The organism is Azospira sp. MPR-LB4 (assembly GCF_058809525.1).
On sequence record NZ_CM179521.1, the window covers coordinates 1,514,147 to 1,537,474 of the forward strand.

The following is a 23,328-nucleotide window of genomic DNA, read 5'->3' on the forward strand; positions in this document are numbered from 1 at the left end:
GATGATCTCCTTCTCAGGGTTGGAGCGGGGACATGGGTTGGACCGCAACTGCCCGTCCGGGTTTCCGGCCGGCAAAAACAAAAGGGGCGGGAGAATCTCCCGCCCCTTTTGGGGAAGCCCAGGCCGACCGGCACAAGCGGTGCGGCCCGCGGCAGTCCGGCCCGATCAGGCCATGGTCTGGCCGGTAAGGCGCTCGTAGGCTTCGCGATACTTGGCGGCGGTCTTTTCGATGACCTCGGCCGGCAGCTGCGGACCGGGAGCCTTCTTGTCCCACCAGGTCAGGGTTTCCAGGTGGTCGCGGACGAACTGCTTGTCGAAGCTGGGGGGGCTGATGCCTTCGGCGTAGCCGTCGGCGGGCCAGAAGCGGGAGGAATCGGGGGTCAGGGCCTCGTCGATGAGGTGCAGGGTGCCGGCTTTGTCGATGCCGAACTCGAACTTGGTGTCGGCGATGATGATGCCCCGGGTGCGGGCATAGGCGGAAGCCTCGGAGTACAGGGCGATGGCGGCGTTCTTCGCTTCCTCGGCCAGCTGGGCGCCGGTCTTGCCGGTGCCCGCCAGGTCGGCGGCCAGGTGCTCGGCGCAGCGCACCTTGGATTCCTCGTAGGAGATGTTGATGTCGTGGTCGCCCACGTCGGCCTTGGTGGCCGGGGTGAAGATGGGCTCGGGCAGCTTGGCCGCCATCTGCAGGCCGGCGGGCAGCTGGATGCCGCAGACGGCGCCGGTGGCCTGGTAGTCCTTCCAGCCGGAACCGATCAGGTAGCCGCGCACCACGGCCTCGATGGGCAGGGGCTTCAAGCGCTTCACCACCAGGGCGCGGCCTTCCACCTGGGACCGCTCTTCGGGCTTGACCACGGATTCGGGGGCGATGCCGGAGAGCTGGCTGGGCAGGATGTGGCCCAGCTTCTCGAACCAGAAATTGGCCACCTGGGTCAGCACCTTGCCCTTGTCGGGGATGGGGTCCGGCAGGATCACGTCGAAGGCGGAGAGCCGGTCGGTGGTGACGATCAGCAGGTGGTCGGCATCGACGGAATAGATGTCGCGCACCTTGCCCCGGGCGACGAGGGGCAGGCTGGTGATGGTGGATTCAAAAAGGGGAGCGGTCACGGCAGGGTCCCGAAAAAGAGGGGAAAAAACGGATTATAAAGGATCAGTGGCCTTCGCCCTGCTCCAGCTCCTCGGCAGCCAGGGCGCGGCGCATGCGGCGGATGCTGACGGCGACGACGGCGGCGATGAGGGGGATGGAGACGGCGGAGGCGATTTCCGGCGACAGGTGGGGCAGCACGGTCTTGGACAGGCCCTTGGCCAGGTAGCTGACCAGCTGGGAGGCGTAGTAGGTGATGGCCACCACGGACAGGCCTTCCACCGTTTCCTGCAGGCGCAGCTGCAGCTTGGCGCGGCGGTTCATCTGCCCCAGCAGCTGCTGGTTCTGGCGCTCCAGTTCGATATCGACCCGGGTGCGCAGCAGGGCGCTCTTGCGCGCGATGCGGGTGGACAGGTCGGTCTGGCGCCGGGCCACGGAAAGACAGGTGTTGATGGCCGGGGCCAGGCGCCGGTCCATGAATTCGGAAATGGGGGGGAAGCCGTTGAGGCGGTGTTCCCGCAGTTCCCGCACCCGCTGCTGCACCAGGGCGTAGTAGGCCTCGGCGGCGCCGAAGCGGAAGGCGGTGCGGGTCACCGAGCGTTCGATCTCCGCCGCCAGCCGGGTCAGGCGGGCCAGGAGCAGGCGCTCGTCCTCGGGGCCGCGGGCCTCGCCCATGCGGTCCATGAGGTCGGCCACCTCGCCCTCGGCCCGGGCCAGCAGGCGGCTCACCTCCTTGGCCACCGGGAAGGCCAGCAGGGCCATCATGCGGTAGGTCTCGATCTCCAGCAGGCGCTGCACCGTGCGCCCGGCCTGGCGGTGGCGCAGGCGCTCGTCCAGCACCAGGAAACGGCTCCAGCCGTCGTGCAGCTGGAAATCGGAGGCGACCCAGGCGGCACCGTCAGCCACCGTGGTGGCGACCCAGGAGTCGCCGGAGCGGTGCAGGTCGGCCAGCAGCTCTTCCGGGTCCAGGTCGGCGGCGGAGCGGAATTCCACATGGGTGGCCACCATCACCGAGCCGGGCAGGCCCGCCAGCCAGTCCGCCGGCAGGGCGGAGATGGCGGTGGTGTCGGGGGCGTCGCCGGGTTCCCGGGCGAGGAAGAAGGTGTAGCCGGAAAATTCGTTGTGCCGCTCCCACTTGAGGCGCAGGCGGCCCGCGTCCATGACCCAGTGGTCGCCCTGGATGACGGGGCAGAGATTGGCCCCCAGGGCGGCGCAGAGGCGCTGCAGATGGGCTTCTTCGGCCGCTGCCTCGGTGCCTTCGTGCAGCACCGCCAGGTAGCTGATCCACTCCGGCCCTTCCAGGGCCATGGGCGGGCGGGCATGGACCTCGTCATTGAGGCGCTGGCGCAGCGGGTGTTCGGCGAGGGGCAGGGTCATGGCGGATAAAAATAAAAGGGCGCCGGAGAAGTATCCGGCGCCTGGCAGCGGTTGGGAAGGCGGACCGCCTTACTTGACGATCTGGTTCAGCTCGCCCTTCTTGTAGCGCTCGGCCATCTTCTCCAGGGAGATGGGCTTGATCTGGCCGGCCCGGCCTTCGCAGCCGAAGGCCTGGTAGCGGGCGACGCAGATTTTCTTGGCGGCTTCCCGGGCGGGCTTGAGGAAGTCGCGGGGATCGAACTTGGAGGGGTTCTCGAACAGGTAGCGACGCACGGCGCCGGTCATGGCCAGGCGGATGTCGGTGTCGATGTTCACCTTGCGCACGCCGTGCTTGATGCCGTTCACGATCTCTTCCACGGGCACGCCGTAGGTTTCCTTCATGTCGCCGCCGAATTCCCGGATCTCGGCCAGCAGATCCTGGGGCACGGAGGAGGAGCCGTGCATCACCAGGTGGGTGTTGGGGATGCGGGCGTGGATTTCCTTGATGCGGTCGATGGCCAGGATGTCGCCGGTGGGCTTCTTGGTGAACTTGTAGGCGCCGTGGCTGGTGCCGATGGCGATGGCCAGGGCGTCGCAGTTGGTGCGGGCGACGAAGTCGGCGGCCTGGTCCGGATCGGTGAGCAGGTCTTCCCGGGTCATGTGGCCTTCGGCGCCGTGGCCGTCTTCCTTGTCGGCCTTCATGGTTTCCAGGGAACCGAGCACGCCCAGTTCGGCCTCGACGGAGACGCCGATGGCGTGGGAGAACTTCACCACTTCCTGGGTCACGGCCACGTTGTAGTCGTAGGAGGCGACGCTCTTGCCGTCTTCCTGCAGGGAGCCGTCCATCATCACGGAGGAGAAGCCGGACTTGATGGCGGCCATACAGACGGCGGGGGACTGGCCGTGGTCCTGGTGCATCACCACGGGAATGTGGGGATAGGCTTCCAGGGCGGCGAGGATCTGGTGGCGCAGGAAGGCTTCGCCGGCGTATTTGCGGGCACCGGCGGAGGCCTGCATGATCACCGGGGCGTTCAGTTCATTGGCGGCCTCCATGATGGCCCAGACCTGTTCCATGTTGTTCACGTTGAAGGCGGGCAGACCGTAGCCGTTCTCGGCGGCGTGGTCCAGGAGCTGGCGCATGGATACGATGGGCATGGTGTTCCTCCAATGGGCAATGCGGTTTGTTCTGGCGTGATCGGCGCCCGCTGTCGTGGCGCTCGGGAAAGACCGTGATTTTATCGTGGCTTTGCCCCCCGGGCGAGTACTGCGACCACCGGGCAGCAAAAGAAAGACAAAGGCCGCGACCAGGGCGCCGGAGACGCCCAAACCACGGCCCTCTTCAGGCAGGCATGCCTAGAAGCGGCGTTTTTCCTGGGCCCTGGCCTGGTGCTCGCTGAGGACCTGGCGCAGCTCCTCCTCCACCGGCTTTTCCCACTGGCCGTCGTACACCAGGTCGGCCAGGGGCAGGCGCTGGCGCCAGCCGGCGCTTTCCAGCTCCGGCTTTTCCTTGAAGTGGCTGACGTAGCCCAGACACAGGTAGGCCACCGGGATGATGCGCGGCGGCAGGCCCAGGATGTCGCGCAGGGCCTGCTGGTGGAAGATGGAGACCCAGCCCACCCCCAGGCCTTCGCTGCGGGCCGCCAGCCACAGGTTCTGCACGGCGCAGACGCTGGAATAGAGGTCCATGGCCTTGATGTGGGTGCGGCCGATGACCACCGGGCCGGCCCGGTCCCGGTCGCAGGTGATGAGCAGGTTGATGGGCGCTTCCCGGATGCCCTCCAGCTTCAGTTCCTTGTAGATGGCCTGGCGCTCGCCCTCGAATTTCTCCGCCGCCTCCTGGTTGGCCTGCTGGAAGGCGGCGTGGATGCGGGCCTTGGTCTCCGCCTCCCGCACCAGGAGGAAACTCCAGGGCTGCATGTAGCCGACGGAAGGGGCGAAATGGGCGGCGGTGAGGACCCGGGCCAGCACCTCCTGGGGCACCGGGTCGGGCAGGAACTGGCCGCGCACGTCGCGGCGGGAGAAGATGGCGTGGTAGATGGCGTCCCGGGCGGCGTCGGAGAACTCGTGTTCGTTCTGGTAGCCGGCGAGGGAGATGACTTTGTTGACGGTGGGGTCGGTCTTCATGGAGTCCCCTTCAGAAGATCGGTGGCGGCGCGCCTGGCCGTGCGTGCCGGAAAGGGTCTCCTGGCCGGTCTTCTGACTCGGGATCACTCTGCGCCGGCGCCTTCCCGATCCGCGGATCAGTGGCATCTGCCGGCCCAGTCCCCCTCACAGCGTTGGGCACGTCGCGGAATGGGCGGCCCCAAGGCCTGCCGCACCGCGTTCCCGATTCTCCCTTGCGGGCACCCGGAGACGATTCGCCCCGGCGGACCGGGGCGACGGGAATTTTAACAGAGCCGGCGGATTCAGGCCCGAGGCCCGCGAGGGCCCTATCAGGCCCGCAGGGGCGGCATCTGGTGCTCGCCGACGCGGACGATCTTCAGGGTGTTGGTGCCCCCCGGGGTGCCGATGGGCTCGCCGATGGTCAGCACGATAAGGTCGCCCTTGGCCACGGCGCCGTTCTGCATCAGCAGCTGCTCGGCTTCGTAGAGCAGCACGTCCCGGTCCGAATGCTGCTGGCTCATGAGCAGGGGCGTCACTTCCCGGTAGAGGGACATCTTGGTCTGGGCCTCCGCATCCGGCGTCAGGGCATAGACCGGCACGCCGCAGTTGAGGCGGCTCATCCACAGGGCGGTGGAACCGGATTGCGACAGGGCGGCGATGGCCTTCACCTTGAGGTGGTGGGCGGTCCAGATGGCGGCCATGGCCACGGACTGGTCGATGCGGGTGAACACCCGGTCGAGGAATTCCCGGTCCAGGGTCACCTCGGCGGAACGCTCGGCCTCGATGCAGACCCGGGCCATGGATTCCACGGTTTCCACCGGATAGCGGCCGCTGGCGGTCTCGGCGGAAAGCATCACCGCGTCGGTGCCGTCCAGCACCGCATTGGCCACGTCGGACACTTCGGCCCGGGTCGGCACCGGCGACTGGATCATGGATTCCATCATCTGGGTGGCGGTGATGGCCAGCTTGTTCTTCTCCCGGGCGTGGCGAATCATCTTCTTCTGCAGGGCCGGCACGGCGGCATCGCCCACTTCCACGGCCAGGTCGCCCCGGGCCACCATGACGCCGTCGGAGGCGTCAAGGATTTCATCCAGGGCCGCCACGGCCTCGGTGCGCTCGATCTTGGCGATGGTCAGGGCGCGGCTGCCGGCGGCCCGCATCAGCTGGCGCGCCATGTACATGTCGGCGGCGCTCTTGGGGAAGGAGACGGCGATGTAATCGACGCCGATCTGGGCCGCCGTCTTGATGTCGTCCATGTCCTTGGCAGTCAGGGCCGGGGCGGAAAGGCCGCCGCCCTGGCGGTTGATGCCCTTGTTGTTGGACAGCTCGCCGGCGTGGCGCACCACGGTGTGGATTTCGGCACCGATCACCCGCTCCACGTCGAGCACGATGCGGCCGTCGTCCAGCAGCAGCACGGCGCCGGGCTCCACGTCCCGGGGCAGGTCCTTGTAGTCCAGGCCGACCCGCTCCTGGTTGCCCAGGGCACAGTTGGCGTCGAGGATGAACTTGTCGCCCTTCTCCAGCTGGATCTTGCCGTTCTCGAATTTGCCGACGCGGATCTTCGGCCCCTGCAGGTCACCCAGGATGCCCACCGGCCGCCCCACCTTGGCGGAAATCTCGCGCACGGTGCGGGCCCGGGCCATGTGGTCCTCGGCGGTGCCGTGGGAGAAGTTCATGCGCACCACGTCCACGCCGGCGCGGATCAGGCGCTCCAGGGTGACGGGATCGGTGGAAGCGGGGCCGAGGGTGGCGACGATCTTGGTATGGCGGGCCATGGCGGGTTCCTGTTGTTGGTCTGTCCGGCCATTCTAGCGCAGCCTCCCCGCCGTCGCTGGCCCCCAGGCCATTTCCCGGCGCCGGGGCGCTTCAATAGTAGGCCTCGATGGCCGCCAGCGATTGGGCGTAGGTGTGGCGGATCTGGGCCGGCTCGTAGCGGTGCTCCCGGCCCACCGGGCAGGCCAGCCGGGCCAGGCAGGTATGGCGGCAGGGCGAGGCGGGCTGCCGGCGCCAGGCGACGCAGGCGGCCAGGTCGAAACGGCCGCCAGCCAGGGCGCCGGCCGGACAGGCCTCGATGCAGACCCGGGGCGCGCAGCTGGCACAGGGCGAGGCTTCCTGCAGGGGCGGCGTCGGCGGGAAGTCGCTGTCCGCCAGCAGGGCCGCCCGGTAGGCATACCAGGAGCCCCACTGCTGCCGCACCCCGACCATGAAGGGCGAGGGATGGTGCCAGCCCGCCAGCCGCCCCAGCTGCTGCAGCCCCACCGGCGCATCGCCGGGATAGAGCAGGTGGAAGTCCCGGCCGGGACAGACGGCGGCAAACCAGCGGCCCACGCTGGCAATGGTGAAATCGTCGATGGGATGGTCCGAATCCAGCCCGGCGGCCTGCACCGCCTGCCACAGGCGGCGGCCGCCGTGGCCCAGCAGGATCAGCTGGCGCCGGCCGTGGCCCGGGGCGGCCCGCTCCAGGACGGCGGCAACCTCCACCGGCAGGGCCGCCACGTCAAAGACGGCCTGCAGGTTGAGGCCGGCCTCATGCAGCAGACTGGCGTCGAACGGCTGGCGCGGGGAGACCATCGCCCGCCGCCTCAGTGGGAAACGCCGTCCCGCTGCACCACCTTGAGGAAGGTCAGCCAGATGATGCGGCAATCGAAGGCGAGGGAGCGCCGGCGCAGGTATTCCGCATCCAGGGCCACCTTCTGGGGAATGGGCAGCTCGTCCCGCCCGTTCACCTGGGCCCAGCCGGTAAGGCCGGGCACCAGCTCATGCACGCCGGCCTCGGTGCGCAGGGCGATCAGGTCGTCCTGGTTGTACAGGGCCGGCCGGGGACCGACGAAACTCATGTCGCCCTTGAGGATGCTCCACAGCTGGGGCAGCTCGTCCAGGCTGGACTTGCGCAGGAAGGAGCCCACCGGCGTCAGGTAGGCCTTGGGGTCCGTCAGCAGATGGGTGGCCACCGCCGGCGTGCCCACCCGCATGCTGCGGAACTTGGGCATCTTGAAGATGCGGTTGTGCCGCCCCACCCGGTCGCTCCAGTAAAGCACCGGCCCGGGGGAGGTGAAACGCACCAGCAGGGACACCAGCAGCAGGGGCAGCAACAGCACGGCCAGGGCCAGCAGGCCGAGCAGGAGGTCGAACAGGCGCTTCACGGATGCATTCCTTTATCCAGCTGGGTTTGATAGTAGTCGAGCCAGGCCGCCGTCACCGTGCGGCTGCTGAAATCGCCCTCCGCCCGTGCCCGGGCCTGCCGGCCCAGGGTCTGGCGCCGCTCGTCGTCGGTGGCCAGCCGCACCATGGCGGCGGCCAGGGCCTCCACCTGCCCGACGGCCACCAGTTCGCCGCTGACCCCATCCGCCACCGCGTCGATGACGCCGTCGATGCGATAGGCCAGCGCCGGAATGCCGCAGGCGGCCCCCTCGATGATGACGGAGCCGAAGCCTTCCCGGTAGCTGGGCAGGACCAGCACATCGGCCGCCGCCATGAAGCGCTCGGGCGTCGGCGTGGCGCCAAGCCAGCGGATGGGGGCCGGGCAATCGGCAGCGGCCTGCTGCAAGGCTGGCAGCAGGCCCTCCTCGTTGGGCCCGACCACCCACAGTTCCATGCCGGGCGCCGACCGGGCGGCCTGGGCGAAAGCCCTGACCAGGTCGAACACGCCCTTGTCCCGGGCCAGACGGCCGACGAAGAGAAAGACGCAGGCAGCCGGCTGGCAACCGACCTCCTGGCGCAAGGCGATGCGGAATGCCCCGTCCGGATGGAAACGCTGCAGGTCCACACCGGCGATGGAGCCGGCGCCGAGCATGCCGATGCCGTCGCCACTGACCACTCCCTCATCGCGCAACAGCCGGCATTGAGAGGCGCTGTCGGCGAAGACCCGGGAAGCCAGCAGAACGATCAGGCGGTCCATGGCCTTAAGCAGACGGCGCCCCAGTCCCTGCCGGGTGGCCCAGACCTGTCCGGTGAAGGTGTGCCAGCGATGCGGCACCCGTGCCAGGAAACCGGCCAGCATGGCCAGCAGCCCGGCCTTGGGCGTGATGCTGTGGATGACGGCGGGCCGCACCTGGCGCACTACGGCCAGCAACTGCAACAGGGTACGCAAGTCGTCCCAGGGTGCGATCTTGCGCACGAAGGGAATGTGCCGGACCTCCACCTGTCGGGCCAGGGCCGGCAGCAGTTCATAGGCCTGGAGATTGACGCACAGGGTGATGCGGTAATGCCGGGCCAGAGTCTCCAGATGAGTGGCCAGGAAGGCATTGACGGCAAAGGGAGTGGTGGCCACGAACATGATGGCGGGCTTGGCCGCCCGGCCATCGCCAGCCGGATCAGGCAGGTTCATCGCCCTCCCCTCCAGGTGCGGCCTTGCCGCCCCCTTGTTTGAGCGCCTGGATCAGACGCTCCCATTCACGGCGCTCGCCCTCCGGTGCCGCAGCCCCCCAGTGGACCTCGGCCCCGGGCCGCAGGCAATGGCCGAGTTCGCGCCAGGAGTCCCTTGCGACGCGGGCTGCCGCCGTGACACAGCACAGCAGGGCACTGCCCCATTGCCCCTGCCGGGAGAAGTACCCGAGCTGGGCCCGCAGCAGGGCCACCCGGGTCTTCCACAGCTTGAGCCAGGGAGTGTGGCTGCGCACCCGATAGGCCAGCAGACGTTCCGGCAGCGTGTGGTAACGGCTCTGCCGGTGGGCCCGCAGCAGCAGTTCGTTGTCTTCGCAGCAATAGGGACCCGGGTCCTGGTAAGGATGACGGCGGAACCACTCGATACGCCCCATCCAGGTCGGGTGGGGCATGGGGAAGCCCTGCCAGGGACGACGGCAGATGCTGTCGTGGTCGGTGGCCGCCGGCAGGGTGCCGTTCAGGCGCTCCGACTCGTCCATGGTGATGCACTCGGCCGCCAGCAGGTCCACTTCGGGATGGGCCTCGAGAAAAGCCACCTGGCGGGCAAAGCGCTGCGGATGGCAGAGGTCGTCGTGATCCATGCGGGCGAAGTAGCGCCCCCGGGCCAGAGTGACCGCCTGGTTGAGGCGGCCGGAGAGACCCCGGTTATGGCCGTCCCGCACGACGATGATGCGGGGGTCGGCAAGAAAGGGCAGACGGTCGATGGCGCCATCCTTCGAACCGTCGTCGAGGATCAGCAGTTCCCAGTCGGTGAAGGACTGATTGACGACGGAGCGTACGGAGGCTTCCAGCACGGCACCGCCATTGAAGACGGAAAGGGCCACCGTCACCAGCGGCGGCTGAACCTGGGGATTTGTCATAGCTTTTCCGGAGCGGGGGCCGGCCCCTCGCTCCCCATCATGTCGTTTTCCCCGGCCAGCACCGCCAGCAGCTGCCTGGCGACGGGCTCGGGGTGGTAGATATCCCGGGCGGCCTGGCGCCCGGCACGGCTCAGGGCCTGCCACTGGGCCTCGTCCTGCTCCAGGGCGTCGATCCGGGCGGCCATTTCGCGCCAGTCGGTGACCGCCATGCCGCCAGGCATGCCGGCAATGCAGCCGGTGCTGCGGGCGACGAAGGGCGTGCCAAGGGCGCTGGCGTCGAGCAGCACCAGGGGCTGGCATTCGGTATGGGAACCGGAGAGCAGCAGCCGGGCCCGGCCATATTCCGCCACCAGGGCATCACCGGACACCCCTTCGTGAAAGACCACGCAGCCGGGGTCGAGTCCCAACTCCCGGACCAGGCTGTGCAACGTCTCGCTGTAGGCCGAGTGCTGCTGACCGAAGAGATGGAGGGGAATCCGGTTGCGGGCCCCGGATGCGGCGTAGGCCCGCAGGACGAAATCAAAGCCCTTCTGCCATTGGTAGGAGCCCACCGCCAGCAGGCGGTCCCGCTGTTCCAGAGCGGTCGGTTCCACCGCCAGGGCTTTCACCGCCGCGGGAGAGAGGCTGTTGGGCACGACCCGCAGCGGCACACCGCAACGCCGGGCCAGCCCCAGGTCGTCGAAGCGGGAATCCGTACCGCCGCCGGCCAGGAACAGGACGCCATCCAGCCGCCGCATAAAGCGCGACAGACGCCACCAGTAGGGCCGCCAGGCCAGATAGCGGAGCAAAGAGCGCAGGGGCTGGTGTGCAAAGAAGACGTTGGTGGAAATGCAATGGCTATAGACGAACTTGCGCCCGGCGATCCGGTCGAGGTGGCGCAGGGCCAGATCGGTCGCCCAGTTCTGCCAGGCGTTGAGCAGCACCACATCCCAACCGGGCTGCTGCAGGAAATCCACATAGCTCCCCATATCGCCGCGGATCGGCTGCAGCCAGGAGGAAGCACCGGTGACGGCAAAGGTCTCGATGCGGACGCCCCATTCGTCCCGACGGCTGCCACGGACATCGCCGCCGGTTGCCACCACCACCTCATGGCCGGCCCTGGCCAGGGCGGCCGCCTGCTGGGCCGTGGCATTACCCAGGCCGCTGTTGAAGGGTGGATAGGTGGGGCTGGTCAGGAGAATGCGCATGGGACGGTCACCGACGTTCCCAGCTTGGCGGCAGCAGGTCCCGGGCATCCTTGTCGGAAGTCAGGAACCAGCGGGATGGGGCAATGACCCGCTTTCCCGCAGCCTGGCCCAGCCAGGCGCCCCACCAGCTGAGGGAACTGTTGGCAATGACGAAATGCTGGCAGGCAGCCATCAGGGCCAGGTCGAAATGGGCCTCGGCAGGACCATTCACATCCACCACGGTCATCGGACAGGGGAAGGCCAGGGAGCCTCTCACCCACTCGGGATCGTCGGAGAAGACAAAGCAGTGGGGACGGGCCAGGGATGCGCTCAACTCCGCCACACCCTGCTGGTAGTAATCCACCGGGCAGACGCCATGCACCTTGGCCGCCACGGGATTGCTCAGGTAGTCGCCGCGACGAACGTGCACACAGATGGCATCGCTATTGCCGATGGCCGCCAGGATCGGCTGGCAGGAGGCGGGCAAGGGCTGGCGCAGGGAAAAGTCCTGCAACAGCGGCTCCCGCAGTTCCCGGAAGTAGCGCTCGCTCTGCCAGTAGCCCTCCAGGAAAACCGGGGCAGCCAAGGCAGCAAAGGCCGGCACGTAATGAAAATGGGGTTCCCGGAACACCGGCGCCCCCATGATCCGGGGCGCCCAGCGACGGCTCAGGCGGGACAACTGGGCCTGCATGGCCGGAGGCAATCGGGGCCAGGCCCGCTCCAGGCTGGCGGCGATGTGGAAAGGCGCCAGGGCAAAGTGCCGGTCGCCACGCCCCTGGAACCAGGACAAGTCCAGAGACAGGGGGTGCCCGAGGCGATGGGCCAGGGCCCGGCCGGCCGCATACTGGAACATCTGGTTGCCCAGGCCACCGGAGAGGCCGACCACCACCGGCTGCATTGCCTCAGCCATGCCGTAGCCCACCCACCAGGCCCTTGCCCCAGCGATACAGGCCGGCGACTGCATTGACCGCGAAATAACGCCACCCCAGACGCTGCCGTCGCACCTGATCCAGTTCCGCCTGGGAGCGGGCCACGTTGCCGGAAGCGCCACCGCGCTGATGCATGGCCGTGACGACGGGCAGCACATGGAACTTCTGTCCCGCCAGATGGGCCCGCAGGAAGAAATCGTAATCGGAGACGATGCGAAGGTCTTCACGGAACGGCCAGCGCAGCAACAGGTCCCGTGCCACGAAGGAAGACGGGTGGGGGATGGTGTTGAAAAAGGGCAGCCGGCGCGGGACAGCCACCAGCACTTCGCTGGGTGAGCGGGCATCTCCCACCAGGGTGGTGGCGCAGACAATGCCGTGCCGCCCTTCCGCCAGTGCAGCCATGACATCGGGAAAACCATCGGCTACCAGTTCGTCGTCGCCGTTGATAAAGAGGATGTACTTGCCCCTGGCCAGGGCCACGCCTTTGTTCATGGCGTTGTAAATGCCACTATCGGGTTCGCTCAGGCAACGATCCACCAGGGTACCGTGCTGGCGGACCGCCTCCAGCGTCCCATCGCAGGAAACACCGTCCACCACCACATACTCGATACCGTCACGCTTGACGGCCCGGACCGAGTCCAGGGTATGGCCGATGGTGCCGGCACAATTCTTCGTCACCGTGACGATTGTCAGCAGGAATTCGGACATGGCTCAGGGTTTTGCCGCAAGGATGTCCTGCTCGGCCCGTACCAGGTTACCGATCAGCTCCGGGAAGGCCACTGTGGCCCGCCACCCCAGGCCGTCCAAGGCCTTGGCGGGGTCTCCGGCGCTATGGGCGATTTCCGAGGGACGGAAGAGGGATGGGTCGATATCCACATGGTCGTGCCAGTCCAGTCCCAACTGGTCGAAGGCACTGGCGACGAAGGACTCGAGGGTGTGGGGCTCACCGGTGGCGATGACATAATCCTCCGGCTGCTCCTGCTGCAGCATGCGCCACATGGCATCGACGAAATCCGGCGACCACCCCCAGTCCCTGGCGATATCGAGGCGACCGAGGGAAAGCTTTTCATGCGAGCCGGCAGCGATGCGGCAGGCAGCCGCAACGATCTTGCGCGTGACGAAGCGGGCCGGCCGCAATGGAGATTCGTGGTTGAAAAGGATGCCGTTGCAGCAATAAAGGCCGTAGGCCTCCCGATAGTTGGCGATCAGCCAGTGGGCGGACGCCTTCGCCACGCCGTAGGGACTGCGGGGACGGAAGGGGGTCATCTCATTGGCCCTCTCCCCCGGCAGAACATCACCGAAGCATTCGCTCGAACTGGCGTGGTAGATACGCACCGGGCGCCCCAGGAAGCGCACTGCTTCCAGCAGGTTGAGGGTACCGAAAGCGATGCTCTCGATGCTCTCTGCCGGCTGATCGAAGGACAGGCCCACCGAACTTTGACCGGACAGAAAATAGATTTCGTCCGGCTCGGAACGGGAAAGGGTGTTCAACACACTGCGGAAGTCGCTCTGGGCCATGGAAAGCACCTGAACCTGCTGCCGGATGCCAAGCCGCTCGAGATTGGAGAAACTCGACATCTGGGCATCCCGGGAAGTCCCCCAGACCCGATATCCCTTGCCCAGGAGCAGTTGGGCCAGATAGGCGCCATCCTGACCGGAGACACCGCAGATCAAGGCTTTTTTCATAGTAGCTTCCGGTAGATTGCCTCGGTTTCCCGGGCACACTTCTCCCAGGTGAACTGCTGGTAGCGGGTCTGCCCTGCGGCAATCAGGGCGCTGCGCCGGCTGGGGGACGCCAGCACCGCCTCCATGGCGGCGAGCATGGCCTCCTCGTCCAGCGGATCAAAACTTTCCGCCGCATCGCCGACCACTTCCGGCAGGGAACTGCTGTTGCTACAAATGACCGGGCAGCCGACCGCCATTGCCTCCAGGGGAGGAATGCCGAACCCCTCATAGAGGGAGGGATAGACAAACGCCGCAGCCTGCTGATAAAGCGCCGCCAAGATTTCATCGCCGCCTCCCATCTGCACCACCTGGTCGGGGCCCAGCCCGGCATCAGCGATCATCTGGCGCTCGGCGGTCTGCAACTGGCCGCCGCCAAAGCAGAGCAGGTCAAACTCCTGGCGCAAACGCGGAGAAAGGGCAAAGGCCCGAACGAAACGCTCAAAGTTCTTGTATCCACCACGAGCCCCCACATAGAGGAGGAAGGGGCGAGGATGGTACTGCCGGCTGGGAGTGACGGCCTGCACGAAATCCACATCGACACCGAGATAGACGACTGAGGTCTTCTCCTCGGGAACACCGCAATAGCTCACCAGATCATGGCGCGTACTCTCTGAGATGCAGATCACATGATCGACGCGGTTGGCGGCTACGCGCTTGGGCCGGGTGGTTCCTTCGCTATTGACGAAGAGGTCCGGGTAACGCTCATGAATGAGATCGTAAACCGTCAGCACACGCCGCGCTCCATTGGGACGGAAATCGTCTTCGCAGTAATAGGTTTCATGGACGATATCGGGCTTGAAGCGTGCCATCTCGCGCCGTGCCATGACCTTGCTGGCGAACATGACCGGCCGCAGCAACTTCGGCGGCAGCCGGGACAATGCCCGTCCCCGCGACAGTTCAATCCCCAACCCGGCCAGATTGCGATTGACATGGAGGGGCGCAAACACCTGCGCCGTAATCGCCGGCATGGTCGCCAACTCGCGCACGAGACTGCACAAATAGCGGGAAATCCCGCCATATTCCTGCAGCAGGAAAACCTGCTGGTCAAATGCAATCTTCATCGGAACAATTTGAAACACGGCATGTTGAACAAACCCCAAAGGCTAACCGAAGCAAGCTAGCCATACTCCCAAACCAATTAGAAGAGAGCCAAAAAGAAAACGAATCGAGACTGGTTCGTTGAACAAGAAAACCCCGGCAAACGGAACGATCACGAAAACGAGTGCAACAGCCGAATAGGCAACGGACAAGGGAATTATCCGAAGGACCCAGATCCAGCTCACCACGGTAGCTCCATAAAAACACAGTGCCAACCACATGGCAGGAGAGCGAATCAGGATATTGACGATCAACCCGATATCCGTCTCCGAACGAACGCTATCGGCCGCCAGCTTGAACAAAATCTGTCCAATCGCATTGGAGGCCACCACTGCAGCCAGCAACCAAAAATTGCTAGTCAATGGAAACCTCACCGGTCCGGAGATACTCAGTCACGCGAGCCAGATTCGGCCTCCGGGCCTCCAGATAGGAATAGAAGCTCAAGTGACGCAACGGAAGCGGATATCTGCAAACACGTACTTCAGAGAAAAAGTACCGGACAACCGCTTCGATTTCTTCTGCGTCATTTACATGTTCATGACGCATCAGAACACCATAGGGCAACTTGTTACGCAACCAGAATCCCACCCCGGTCGACAAGCGCCATGCCATGCCCCAAAGGAATCCCCCTTCGGTAGGAATTCCTGCCTGGAATACCCCGTCATCTGTGAGAAGAAGTGCAGATTTAGCAACGATGGCCGGCAAGCTATCCAGATGCTCAAGGACGGCAATTGATATCACCCTTTGATAGTGAGTCTCCAGGGGGATATCGTCGATGCTGTCATAGAAGTGACGGATTTTTTCAATTTCGGCACGACTCTCATAAAGAGCCTTAAAAGGCTCGACAACGTCGTAATTTGAAAAGTCATTTTCGTAGGCCAGATGGTTAAGATTTCCGGCACCAAGCTCCAGAACACAAGTCCCGACACCGGAAATGGTAGCCACCCTTTTGTGCATCCATGCTTCCAGTGCAGCAGCCATGCGTGTCAGAAAACTGCCGCCACCTCTATTCAACTGGTATTCACGCTCATAGACCCGACGATACTCGGCAGGCAGTGGCGGTCGCACTTTGGGGAAAGAGGAAAATACGCGCAGCATGACAACATTATTTTTTTTCATCAACGACACCAAGATCCTGAAGAGACGATGCCACCGGCAGGGATACGTTCAAACCCTTGGCGGAATAAGCCGGCGCATAAATAAGAACCTCACTGGATAGCACAAACATTCGATCTTCTGCAGCCATGGTCGGAATGACCCGAGTGGCGAACTCCCGATTCAGAAAATAAACGCTATCCTCCGGCAACCGCTGACCGCTCCGGAGCAGTTCGTCGACCTCCTTGGCCCTGCTGGCGTAAGCCGCATCATTGGCACGAGCCAAGTATGCGACATCAGTTGGAATTTTTACCGAAGTTGCCAAATTGACGAGATGGTCCCAGTCCTTGATTGCATTTGCCGCAGGCAGCGCACGCAACCTGGGATATGCAGAAACCAGGGATAGTACCCGCTCATCCGAATAGATCGACTGTGGCCACACAGACGAATTCAGGGAAAACTTCTCATGGAATTGTCGCCATCCTGCTTGAGTATCTGCAACCTGGAGTACAGCGGACAGCGCCAAGATGGAGATCCCCACCGCACGCGGATAAGTCTTGGATATCAACCAAATACAGGCCAACAAAATAATGTAGAAGACGGGCCAGAAGAACCTGCCTGAGGCTCGCATCACATTCGCAATTTTTATCACGAATTTTGGCAGCCATACATCCAAACTGACACCACCAAAGCCAAGGTGATTGGTGATGGCAAAAACTGTGAGCAGCAAGCAGGCAATCGCCAGCGGCTTGAATACATCCGTCAAGACGAGACGTCTGTATTTGATGGCAGGAGCTATTGCGAGGACAAAGATCAGTATCCCACCCAGACCGAGATAGTTGAACCCTTCATAGTCCCCTGCCCCCTGGGGGACAGCGGGTAGAACGTAAGACCATTGATCAGAAGCGACGGAAGCTACGCCATGAGGATTGAAAAGGCTGAGGAGATTGATTCTATGAACACCGTATCCGCCACTCAGATAGCTGCTACGCAAGGGAAAAAAACCGGCCAACCATAGTGCGCACAAGGCTGAACCGATAACAACAAGTATCTCCGGATAAAACTCCTTCAAACGGATGTCGGCCGCTTGAGCCCGCTTGTAAACGTTAGCGCCCCATACAGGCAAAATCATCGCGAAGAGATAGGTATGCACTACCGCAGCGCAAGCCAGCAATAGCGCCCATTTACACTTCTGGGCCAACGTCCTCTCTGCCGAACTGAAATACATGTAGATGGCAATCAGGACCAGCCAGTGGGCAACCATGGAGAAGTGCCCTCCCAGTCGCCACAGCATTGGCGGAGAAAACACAAACAGGATGCCCCCTAAATAGACAATCCACGGGTCATCCGAAACAAGGCGAAGCAGGCGAATGGAAAAATAGGCCTGCAAAATAAAACAGAGAAAGAGCCACCATCCGGAATACTGAAACACTGGTGGTAGCACACCGGCGAACAACTTCACGACAAACGCCACCAAAGGTATTGAGTCACTAAAAATCACAGAGCTTGAGTATTCAAGCCCGTAGTTCGGATTCAATCCCGGAGGCCAATGCCAACCATCATTCCGGTAGAAAACCCAACCCAAATAATGGGTAGTCGTGTCACTAACCGTGGTTAGCCAGAGGATATTTGAGGTATCAAGGACTCCAAAACCGACGATCAGCCAGAAAGCGCTCGCACCAATAACAATGGCGACAATCGTGTCAGACCAGCAAGATGCGGTGATGGCTACCTGCTTATTCATGGCCATCATTCAGTGGCCTCCAAACCGACACAGTCGCTAACGATCCATCGCGGCCGGCGTTGAACAGCAGAGAATATTTTCCCCACATACTCCCCGATTACGCCAAGCGACAGCAGTTGAATGCCCGCCAGGAAATAGATGGGTAGCGTTGTCGACGCCCATCCCGGAACTGTATCGCCAACCACCACAGAATGCCAAAGTACATAGGCGGCCATCAGGATGCTGCCAAGGAAACAGAGCAAGCCGATCACGGCAACCAAACGCAGGGGAACCACACTTAATGACGTAATCCCGTAGACAGCCAATTTCAGCATCTTCTTCAGCGAGTATTTAGTCGTGCCATAACGGCGTTCAAATACATCGAATTGGACAACGTCACTCTTGAAGCCAAGCATGGGGCACAACCCACGCAAGAACAAATGGGGCTCTTCAAACAGCATCAAGGTATCCATGGCCCTCTTGCTGAGCAAACGGTAATCCGCATGATCAGGAATAACCTCTGCGCCCATCCACTTCATCAACGAATAGAACCCGGATGCTGTGAATTTCTTGAAGAAACCGTCAGTCTCTCTGGCCCGTCGCACTCCAAATACGACCTCAGCCCCGTTCTTATAACAACCGACAAAATCTGAAATTGCCCTGGGGTCCTGTTGCAAGTCTGCGTCTATCGATATGGAGATATCGCAGGATGTCCTTGCCGCATCTATTCCTGCCATCACCGCATACTGATGGCCAAAATTCCGGGACAGCCGTAGTCCCCGCACTCGGGGCTGAACGCTGGAAACTCCGCTGATCAGGTTCCATGTGTCGTCAGCACTGCCATCATCAACAAACAACATGTACGAATCAGCGGATATATGCCCCTTCTCGACCTGCTCATTCAGAATCGCGGACAGCGTTTCAACGGTGTATTTAAAAGTCTCGACCTCGTTGTAACAAGGAACAATGATCGCAAGAACTGGAGTAGCCAAAATAGATTCCTCTCCCAACGCACAAATATTCAAGAACTTAAGCAGAAGAACGGCCTATCAGCAATCTGTAGTGGCGATACAAAGCACCATTCAGTTGGTTGGACAGGGCCCAACAATTCATCTTCAGGCAGGAGCAGAGAATCCTTACCCGAAAGCCGGGAGCAAAATCAGACGATATAGCCCAAGCCGCTTTTGCCATCGCCCGAAAAGGAAAAAAAAGATCAAGCCATGAATGACGATAACGACGGTAGATCGCACCGCTATTGCTTACACCATGTCGCCCAAGTTCAACCCATCCACAGTTCAAGCGATTCAATTTCCCCCGACTCGCCAGATACAGGACAACAACCCAATCTGCCCCTAAAAAACTGGCTCCGAGCCAAGGGCAAGAACGCAGAACATCGATACGGAATAGGGAATAAAACAAACCATTGGCATGCCAGCCAGAAAAGAAATCAGCAACCCTTTTGGCCGGACTATCACTATCCAGGGGACGGTCTCCCATTTTCTGGGAGTCGAAGCCTCCCCCTGCAAACCGGGTCGGCATGGTGGACGCCACGAAATCACCATGCGTCAGAAGAAATTCGTAATTCTTCTCCACAAATTCTGGACAGCGGATATCGTCAGCGGCTGCCCACATGAAAAACGGGGTCCTAGCCGACTCCATGACGAACACGAAATTTTGTTCTGCACCTATATTTCGTGGTTGCCGGACATAGCAGACCCGTGAATCCTCTGCCGCATATCGCCGACATATTTCTTCCGTTCGATCGGAAGATGCGTTATCGGAAATGATGAGTTCGAAATCGTGAAACGTCTGGGACAAAACAGACTCGATAGCCTGCTCGAGCACATCCGCTCCGTTGTATACAGGCATCCCGATAGTAACAAGCGGCAGGTTCTGTCGCTCGGCCTTTCCCCCGTCCGGCATGTCAGGCAATCTTTTTCAGGAATCCGTTGGGCGCCACGGTGATCAGGAGCTTATGCTCCATATCCAGGTCGATCTCGAAGTCCTTGTTGCTCTTCAAGTACTCCCATACGGCGGTCTTGGGATTATCGCCGGGGCCCCACGGGCGGTCCGGATACATACCTGCCGGCAAATCTTCGACAATCGTGTCGAACACCACGCAATAACTATCTTTGGTAACCAGCGGCGCATAAGCCTTGAGCTCTTCCAAGACGTGCTCGTGAGTATGGTTACTGTCCAAACAAACCATAACCTTCTTATATGACGACGAAATATCCGCCACCTGTGAAACTACGTCAGGAGCGATACTTGACCCTTCAATCATCTGAATACGCGACGACATCGGATGCGCCTCAATAGCTGCCCGGTTGTGGGTCCGGATATCAATATCAAGCCCCAATACCTTCCTTTTTGAAATCGCAGGAGAAATTACTTCACCCTTCTCAATAGCATCACATACGTCCAACATAGCCAACATCGAAGCGCTCAATATCAATGAGCCACCATGTGCAATACCTGTTTCAATAATCAAATCAGGCCTGATTGCCCAAATCAATTCTTGCATTGCCACCATGTCTTGTGGATATTGAATAATCGGACGCCCTAACCAAGAGAAATTGTACGAATACTGAGCTTGAATTGACACATCCAAAAAGTTGGAAGCCGCCGCTTTCAACCCCTTATTAGCCTTATTCGCATCAATACGTGCAGCCACTTCCGTCTTGAAATCACTCATAATCAACCGCCATACAATTAAATTTACCCCGAGTCATGGAAATGATCTCAGGCAGATAATTACCATTCATCACAAAAACATCGGAGCCAGTAGGCACCTTTGAAAACATCTCGCTTGGGGAGCTGACCTTCAGACCCGTTGCAGGCAAGAACATCCCCTGCTTGGCCGGATTTATATCAACAACATAATCAATATCAACTCCGGCATTCTGCATAAATAAAGAAAAAATAACGCCCTTTGAAGCCCCTCCCCAGACCACTACGGGAGATTTATTACTTTGCTGACGAAACCTAATTTCAGAAACCCACCGATTAAATGGCTGTAGGAAGTCTTGCGGAAAACTTACTTCATCGACTCTCTCACACATAGGTTCTTGCAGGGATTCCAAGTCAGCAAGAACATACAAATACTGGCCTCCAAAAAAATTCCCCGCCGCAGTTACATCACGAAAAAGCCGATAAAAATCACGAAGCCGAAAATAGTTTACGTGCTCATAGAAAACATCAAACCAAGCTCTTTTTTTACAAATCCAGTCAAAACAAGGAACCTCTATATAAACCTTACCGTTGCCACCGTTGGCTCGTTTGATATTCAGGAGAAACTCGTAAGGATTCTGTACATGTTCTAAAACATGTCGCAGAACAATTGCGTCCGCCTTTAGCCCGGTCTCTGGCAAGAAATATTTTTTAATGACAGCAGGATTTACACCCTCATACGTTGGGTCAAGGCCAGTAACGTTATATCCACTAGCCTGGAGCATCTCCAGAAAAGTCCCTTTCCCGCACCCAACTTCAATGATCGACATCCCAGAAAAATGCTTATCCAGAATCGACAAGACATCCTGCAAATGGGCCTGAAAGGCTGAACTCAATCCTTGTTCATTCTGATAGTTGCTGTCATAGACCAGAAGCTCGGGCTTGAACGCACGGTTGAATACAAACCCAGTATGCATATCTTGCACAAGGTCTATATCACCTCTGGTACAGTTCATCCCTTCCCGGGCCGTTGGAAAAACTCGGTTTTGGAATACCGGAAGTGCCTCAATGCAGTAGAGGTGCTTATATCTGGTCACTTTAAACCACAACTTTCTTCAATTTCTCGGCATTCCCCCAGAAGGCCATCGGTTCGTAACCGGGGTAAGGGTAATACCCGAGATTGAGGTCAATGCTCCAGCCTCGCGAACTCAGCCAGTCTTCCACCAGCCGGCGGACCGACACCGGGGTTCCGGAGCAGATATTGACCACCCCCACATCCGCTTCGGCAAGGGCCAGCGCAATCAGATATTCGGCAACCGTTTCCACCGGCAGGTAATCACGCAGCTGCTCGCCTCCTGACATATTGAAGCTGCGCTCCCCTCGGGCCACCGCTTGTTCCAGTTGGGGCAGGAGCGAATTGCCGCCCTGACCGGAACCATACAGGTAAAACAGGCGCCCCCATGCCAGCCGGAACGGATGCTTTTCCTGAAGGAAAAGCAGTTGCCGGCGCAAGGCATCCTTGGCAAAACCGTAAGGATTCGCCGGAAAAGTCGCCATCTCTTCCGACAGGCACCCTGACTGCAGACCGTATTCAAAACAGGTACCGGCCACGACCAGAGCGGGCAGGCCATCTGCAACGAGGCTGCGCAGAAACCGGTACTGGCTGGGCAACTCTTCATCAAAATGATGCAGGGAAGTGTAGTTGGGCAGCCCGCCCCAGGCCAAGTGTATCAGGGCGTCCGGACGCCCCAGCAGGTCGTAGGCCCCTGGCCCCGCCTGGTGGATGTCCAGTTGCACGAACTGCCCTGCAGTCAAGCCGGATGCAGCCACCACGTCCCGAACAACAGCAACGGTCTCCAGACCGCGGTGACGCAGCCTGGCCAAGACGTGGCGGCCAATAAAGCCGTTAGCTCCGGTAACTGCAATTTTCATCAGGCAATCCGCAATTCTGGCACCACGGTGACGAAACGCGCGCCCCAGCTGCGAGCGTAGTCCAACTGGGCCATGATTTCTTCACGCAAATTCCAAGGAAGGATGAGGATGAAATCGGGTTTTTCCTGCTGCAGAACTTCCTCTCCCAAAATGGGAATGCGGCTACCGGGCATGAACTTGCCCTGTTTGGCCGGATTACGATCCACGACAAAGGGAATCAGGTCCGGTCGAATACCGGCGTAGTTCATCAGGGTATTGCCTTTGGCGGCCGCGCCGTAGGCCGCAACTCGGCGGCCATCACGGCGTGCCTGCAGGAGAAATCCCAGGAAGTCATCCTTCACACGATTCGTCCGAGCCTGGAAGCTGGCGTAATAATCAGCGGAAAGCATGCCGGCCTGACGCTCCTGCTCCAGCAACGCGGCGACCGCCGCACTGATCGGATGAGCGCCCTGATCGGAGCGCTGCGCATACACCCGCAGGCTGCCGCCATGGGTCGGCAGTTCTTCAACATCAAAAACGCGGAGTCCATTACGGGCAAATATCCTTTCCACCGCCGACAGGGAAAGGTAGGAAAAATGCTCATGATAGATGGTGTCAAACTGGTTTTCCGCCACTAGGCGCTGCAGATGTGGGAACTCGAAGGTCGCAACTCCCCGGGGCTTAAGCAGATGTGTGAAGCCGCTAACAAAATCGTTGATATCCGGCACATGGGCCAGCACATTGTTCGCCGCCGTGAGATCGGCGCCAGCACCATCCTGAACCAGACGGCATGCCAGCGCTTCCCCAAAAAACTCCTCGATGACGGGAATTCCCTTGGCCCGCGCTGCAGCAGCCGTACTGGCAGTAGGCTCAACGCCCGTACATGGAACACCCCGGGCCTTCACATACTGGAGCAGGTATCCGTCGTTAGCAGCCACTTCAACCACATGGCTACGGTCGTCCAGTTGGAAACGCTCTGCCACTTTTTCCACATAGGCTTCAGAGTGCTGCAGCCAACTACTGGAAAAGCCACTGAAGTAGGCGTACTCAGCGTCAAACAACTCGTCAGCCTGGGCGAAATCCTCGGTCTGGGCCAGCCAGCATTGTTCGCAAACCAGGACCCGGAGGGGAAACCATTTTTCCGGCGCGTGGAGGGTCTCTGCCGTCAGGTACGCATTGGAGGGAGGTGCGCTGCCCAGATCGACCATGGGCAGTTGCAACTCGGAGC

Annotated in this window: 23 protein-coding genes and 1 riboswitch; all 23 genes read right to left on the reverse strand. The window is 61.2% G+C overall.

Annotation, left to right across the window (positions count from 1 at the left end; genetic code table 11):
* Positions 1 to 165: 165 nt before the first annotated feature.
* Positions 166 to 1,104 (reverse strand): phosphoribosylaminoimidazolesuccinocarboxamide synthase, encoded by a 939-nt coding sequence (locus AC3QLZ_RS06925; protein ID WP_014235175.1) that lies wholly within the window; start codon positions 1,102 to 1,104, stop codon positions 166 to 168.
* Between the two features lie 43 nt (positions 1,105 to 1,147).
* Positions 1,148 to 2,458: a DUF3422 family protein gene (locus AC3QLZ_RS06930; protein ID WP_014235176.1), complete on the reverse strand. Its 1,311-nt coding sequence runs from the start codon at positions 2,456 to 2,458 to the stop codon at positions 1,148 to 1,150.
* A 69-nt stretch (positions 2,459 to 2,527) separates the two neighbouring features.
* Positions 2,528 to 3,592 (reverse strand): class II fructose-bisphosphate aldolase, encoded by a 1,065-nt coding sequence (gene fba / locus AC3QLZ_RS06935; protein WP_014235177.1) that lies wholly within the window; start codon positions 3,590 to 3,592, stop codon positions 2,528 to 2,530.
* A gap of 198 nt (positions 3,593 to 3,790) precedes the next feature.
* Positions 3,791 to 4,561 carry a 5,6-dimethylbenzimidazole synthase gene (bluB, locus tag AC3QLZ_RS06940; protein ID WP_014235178.1) on the reverse strand — a complete coding sequence of 257 codons (771 nt, stop codon included), beginning with the start codon at positions 4,559 to 4,561 and terminating at the stop codon, positions 3,791 to 3,793.
* Between the two features lie 45 nt (positions 4,562 to 4,606).
* Positions 4,607 to 4,802: riboswitch (cobalamin riboswitch) on the reverse strand.
* A 67-nt stretch (positions 4,803 to 4,869) separates the two neighbouring features.
* On the reverse strand, positions 4,870 to 6,315 hold the full coding sequence (pyk, locus tag AC3QLZ_RS06945; protein ID WP_014235179.1) for a pyruvate kinase: 1,446 nt from the start codon (positions 6,313 to 6,315) through the stop codon (positions 4,870 to 4,872).
* Between the two features lie 91 nt (positions 6,316 to 6,406).
* Complete coding sequence (locus AC3QLZ_RS06950) at positions 6,407 to 7,111, reverse strand: hypothetical protein (RefSeq protein ID WP_014235180.1); 705 nt, start codon at positions 7,109 to 7,111, stop codon at positions 6,407 to 6,409.
* Between the two features lie 11 nt (positions 7,112 to 7,122).
* Entirely contained in the window at positions 7,123 to 7,683 is a 561-nt protein-coding gene (locus AC3QLZ_RS06955) for a sugar transferase (protein ID WP_014235181.1), read from the reverse strand.
* Positions 7,680 to 8,867: a glycosyltransferase family 4 protein gene (locus AC3QLZ_RS06960; RefSeq protein WP_014235182.1), complete on the reverse strand. Its 1,188-nt coding sequence runs from the start codon at positions 8,865 to 8,867 to the stop codon at positions 7,680 to 7,682. Before AC3QLZ_RS06960 ends, AC3QLZ_RS06955 begins: the two co-directional genes overlap by 4 nt.
* Entirely contained in the window at positions 8,854 to 9,783 is a 930-nt protein-coding gene (locus AC3QLZ_RS06965; RefSeq protein ID WP_014235183.1) for a glycosyltransferase family 2 protein, read from the reverse strand. Before AC3QLZ_RS06965 ends, AC3QLZ_RS06960 begins: the two co-directional genes overlap by 14 nt.
* Positions 9,780 to 10,970, reverse strand: a complete 1,191-nt coding sequence (locus AC3QLZ_RS06970; protein ID WP_014235184.1) for a glycosyltransferase family 4 protein — start codon at positions 10,968 to 10,970, stop codon at positions 9,780 to 9,782. Before AC3QLZ_RS06970 ends, AC3QLZ_RS06965 begins: the two co-directional genes overlap by 4 nt.
* A gap of 7 nt (positions 10,971 to 10,977) precedes the next feature.
* Positions 10,978 to 11,859, reverse strand: coding sequence for an alpha-1,2-fucosyltransferase (locus tag AC3QLZ_RS06975; RefSeq protein WP_130459106.1), 882 nt, complete (start codon positions 11,857 to 11,859; stop codon positions 10,978 to 10,980).
* Positions 11,852 to 12,586: a glycosyltransferase family 2 protein gene (locus tag AC3QLZ_RS06980; RefSeq protein ID WP_014235186.1), complete on the reverse strand. Its 735-nt coding sequence runs from the start codon at positions 12,584 to 12,586 to the stop codon at positions 11,852 to 11,854. Before AC3QLZ_RS06980 ends, AC3QLZ_RS06975 begins: the two co-directional genes overlap by 8 nt.
* Positions 12,587 to 12,589: 3 nt before the next feature.
* Positions 12,590 to 13,564, reverse strand: a complete 975-nt coding sequence (locus AC3QLZ_RS06985; RefSeq protein ID WP_014235187.1) for a GDP-mannose 4,6-dehydratase — start codon at positions 13,562 to 13,564, stop codon at positions 12,590 to 12,592.
* A complete protein-coding gene (locus tag AC3QLZ_RS06990; RefSeq protein ID WP_202945979.1) occupies positions 13,561 to 14,703 on the reverse strand; it encodes a glycosyltransferase family 4 protein in 1,143 nt (380 codons plus the stop codon). Before AC3QLZ_RS06990 ends, AC3QLZ_RS06985 begins: the two co-directional genes overlap by 4 nt.
* 3 nt (positions 14,704 to 14,706) lie before the next feature.
* On the reverse strand, positions 14,707 to 15,063 hold the full coding sequence (locus AC3QLZ_RS06995; RefSeq protein WP_014235189.1) for a DMT family transporter: 357 nt from the start codon (positions 15,061 to 15,063) through the stop codon (positions 14,707 to 14,709).
* Positions 15,056 to 15,820 carry a class I SAM-dependent methyltransferase gene (locus AC3QLZ_RS07000; protein ID WP_193763539.1) on the reverse strand — a complete coding sequence of 255 codons (765 nt, stop codon included), beginning with the start codon at positions 15,818 to 15,820 and terminating at the stop codon, positions 15,056 to 15,058. The genes AC3QLZ_RS06995 and AC3QLZ_RS07000 overlap by 8 nt, the downstream gene beginning before the upstream one ends.
* A complete protein-coding gene (locus tag AC3QLZ_RS07005; protein WP_050804237.1) occupies positions 15,807 to 17,549 on the reverse strand; it encodes a DUF6311 domain-containing protein in 1,743 nt (580 codons plus the stop codon). Before AC3QLZ_RS07005 ends, AC3QLZ_RS07000 begins: the two co-directional genes overlap by 14 nt.
* Positions 17,546 to 18,511, reverse strand: coding sequence for a glycosyltransferase family 2 protein (locus tag AC3QLZ_RS07010; RefSeq protein ID WP_492783546.1), 966 nt, complete (start codon positions 18,509 to 18,511; stop codon positions 17,546 to 17,548). The genes AC3QLZ_RS07005 and AC3QLZ_RS07010 overlap by 4 nt, the downstream gene beginning before the upstream one ends.
* A gap of 37 nt (positions 18,512 to 18,548) precedes the next feature.
* Positions 18,549 to 19,442 carry a glycosyltransferase family 2 protein gene (locus tag AC3QLZ_RS07015; RefSeq protein ID WP_014235192.1) on the reverse strand — a complete coding sequence of 298 codons (894 nt, stop codon included), beginning with the start codon at positions 19,440 to 19,442 and terminating at the stop codon, positions 18,549 to 18,551.
* Position 19,443: 1 nt separating this feature from the next.
* Positions 19,444 to 20,214, reverse strand: a complete 771-nt coding sequence (locus AC3QLZ_RS07020; RefSeq protein WP_014235193.1) for a cephalosporin hydroxylase family protein — start codon at positions 20,212 to 20,214, stop codon at positions 19,444 to 19,446.
* Complete coding sequence (locus AC3QLZ_RS07025) at positions 20,207 to 21,166, reverse strand: class I SAM-dependent methyltransferase (RefSeq protein WP_238526353.1); 960 nt, start codon at positions 21,164 to 21,166, stop codon at positions 20,207 to 20,209. The genes AC3QLZ_RS07020 and AC3QLZ_RS07025 overlap by 8 nt, the downstream gene beginning before the upstream one ends.
* A 121-nt stretch (positions 21,167 to 21,287) precedes the next feature.
* Positions 21,288 to 22,121, reverse strand: a complete 834-nt coding sequence (locus AC3QLZ_RS07030) for an NAD-dependent epimerase/dehydratase family protein (RefSeq protein WP_014235195.1) — start codon at positions 22,119 to 22,121, stop codon at positions 21,288 to 21,290.
* A complete protein-coding gene (locus AC3QLZ_RS07035) occupies positions 22,121 to 23,308 on the reverse strand; it encodes a class I SAM-dependent methyltransferase (RefSeq protein ID WP_202945982.1) in 1,188 nt (395 codons plus the stop codon). Before AC3QLZ_RS07035 ends, AC3QLZ_RS07030 begins: the two co-directional genes overlap by 1 nt.
* Positions 23,309 to 23,328 lie beyond the last annotated feature (20 nt).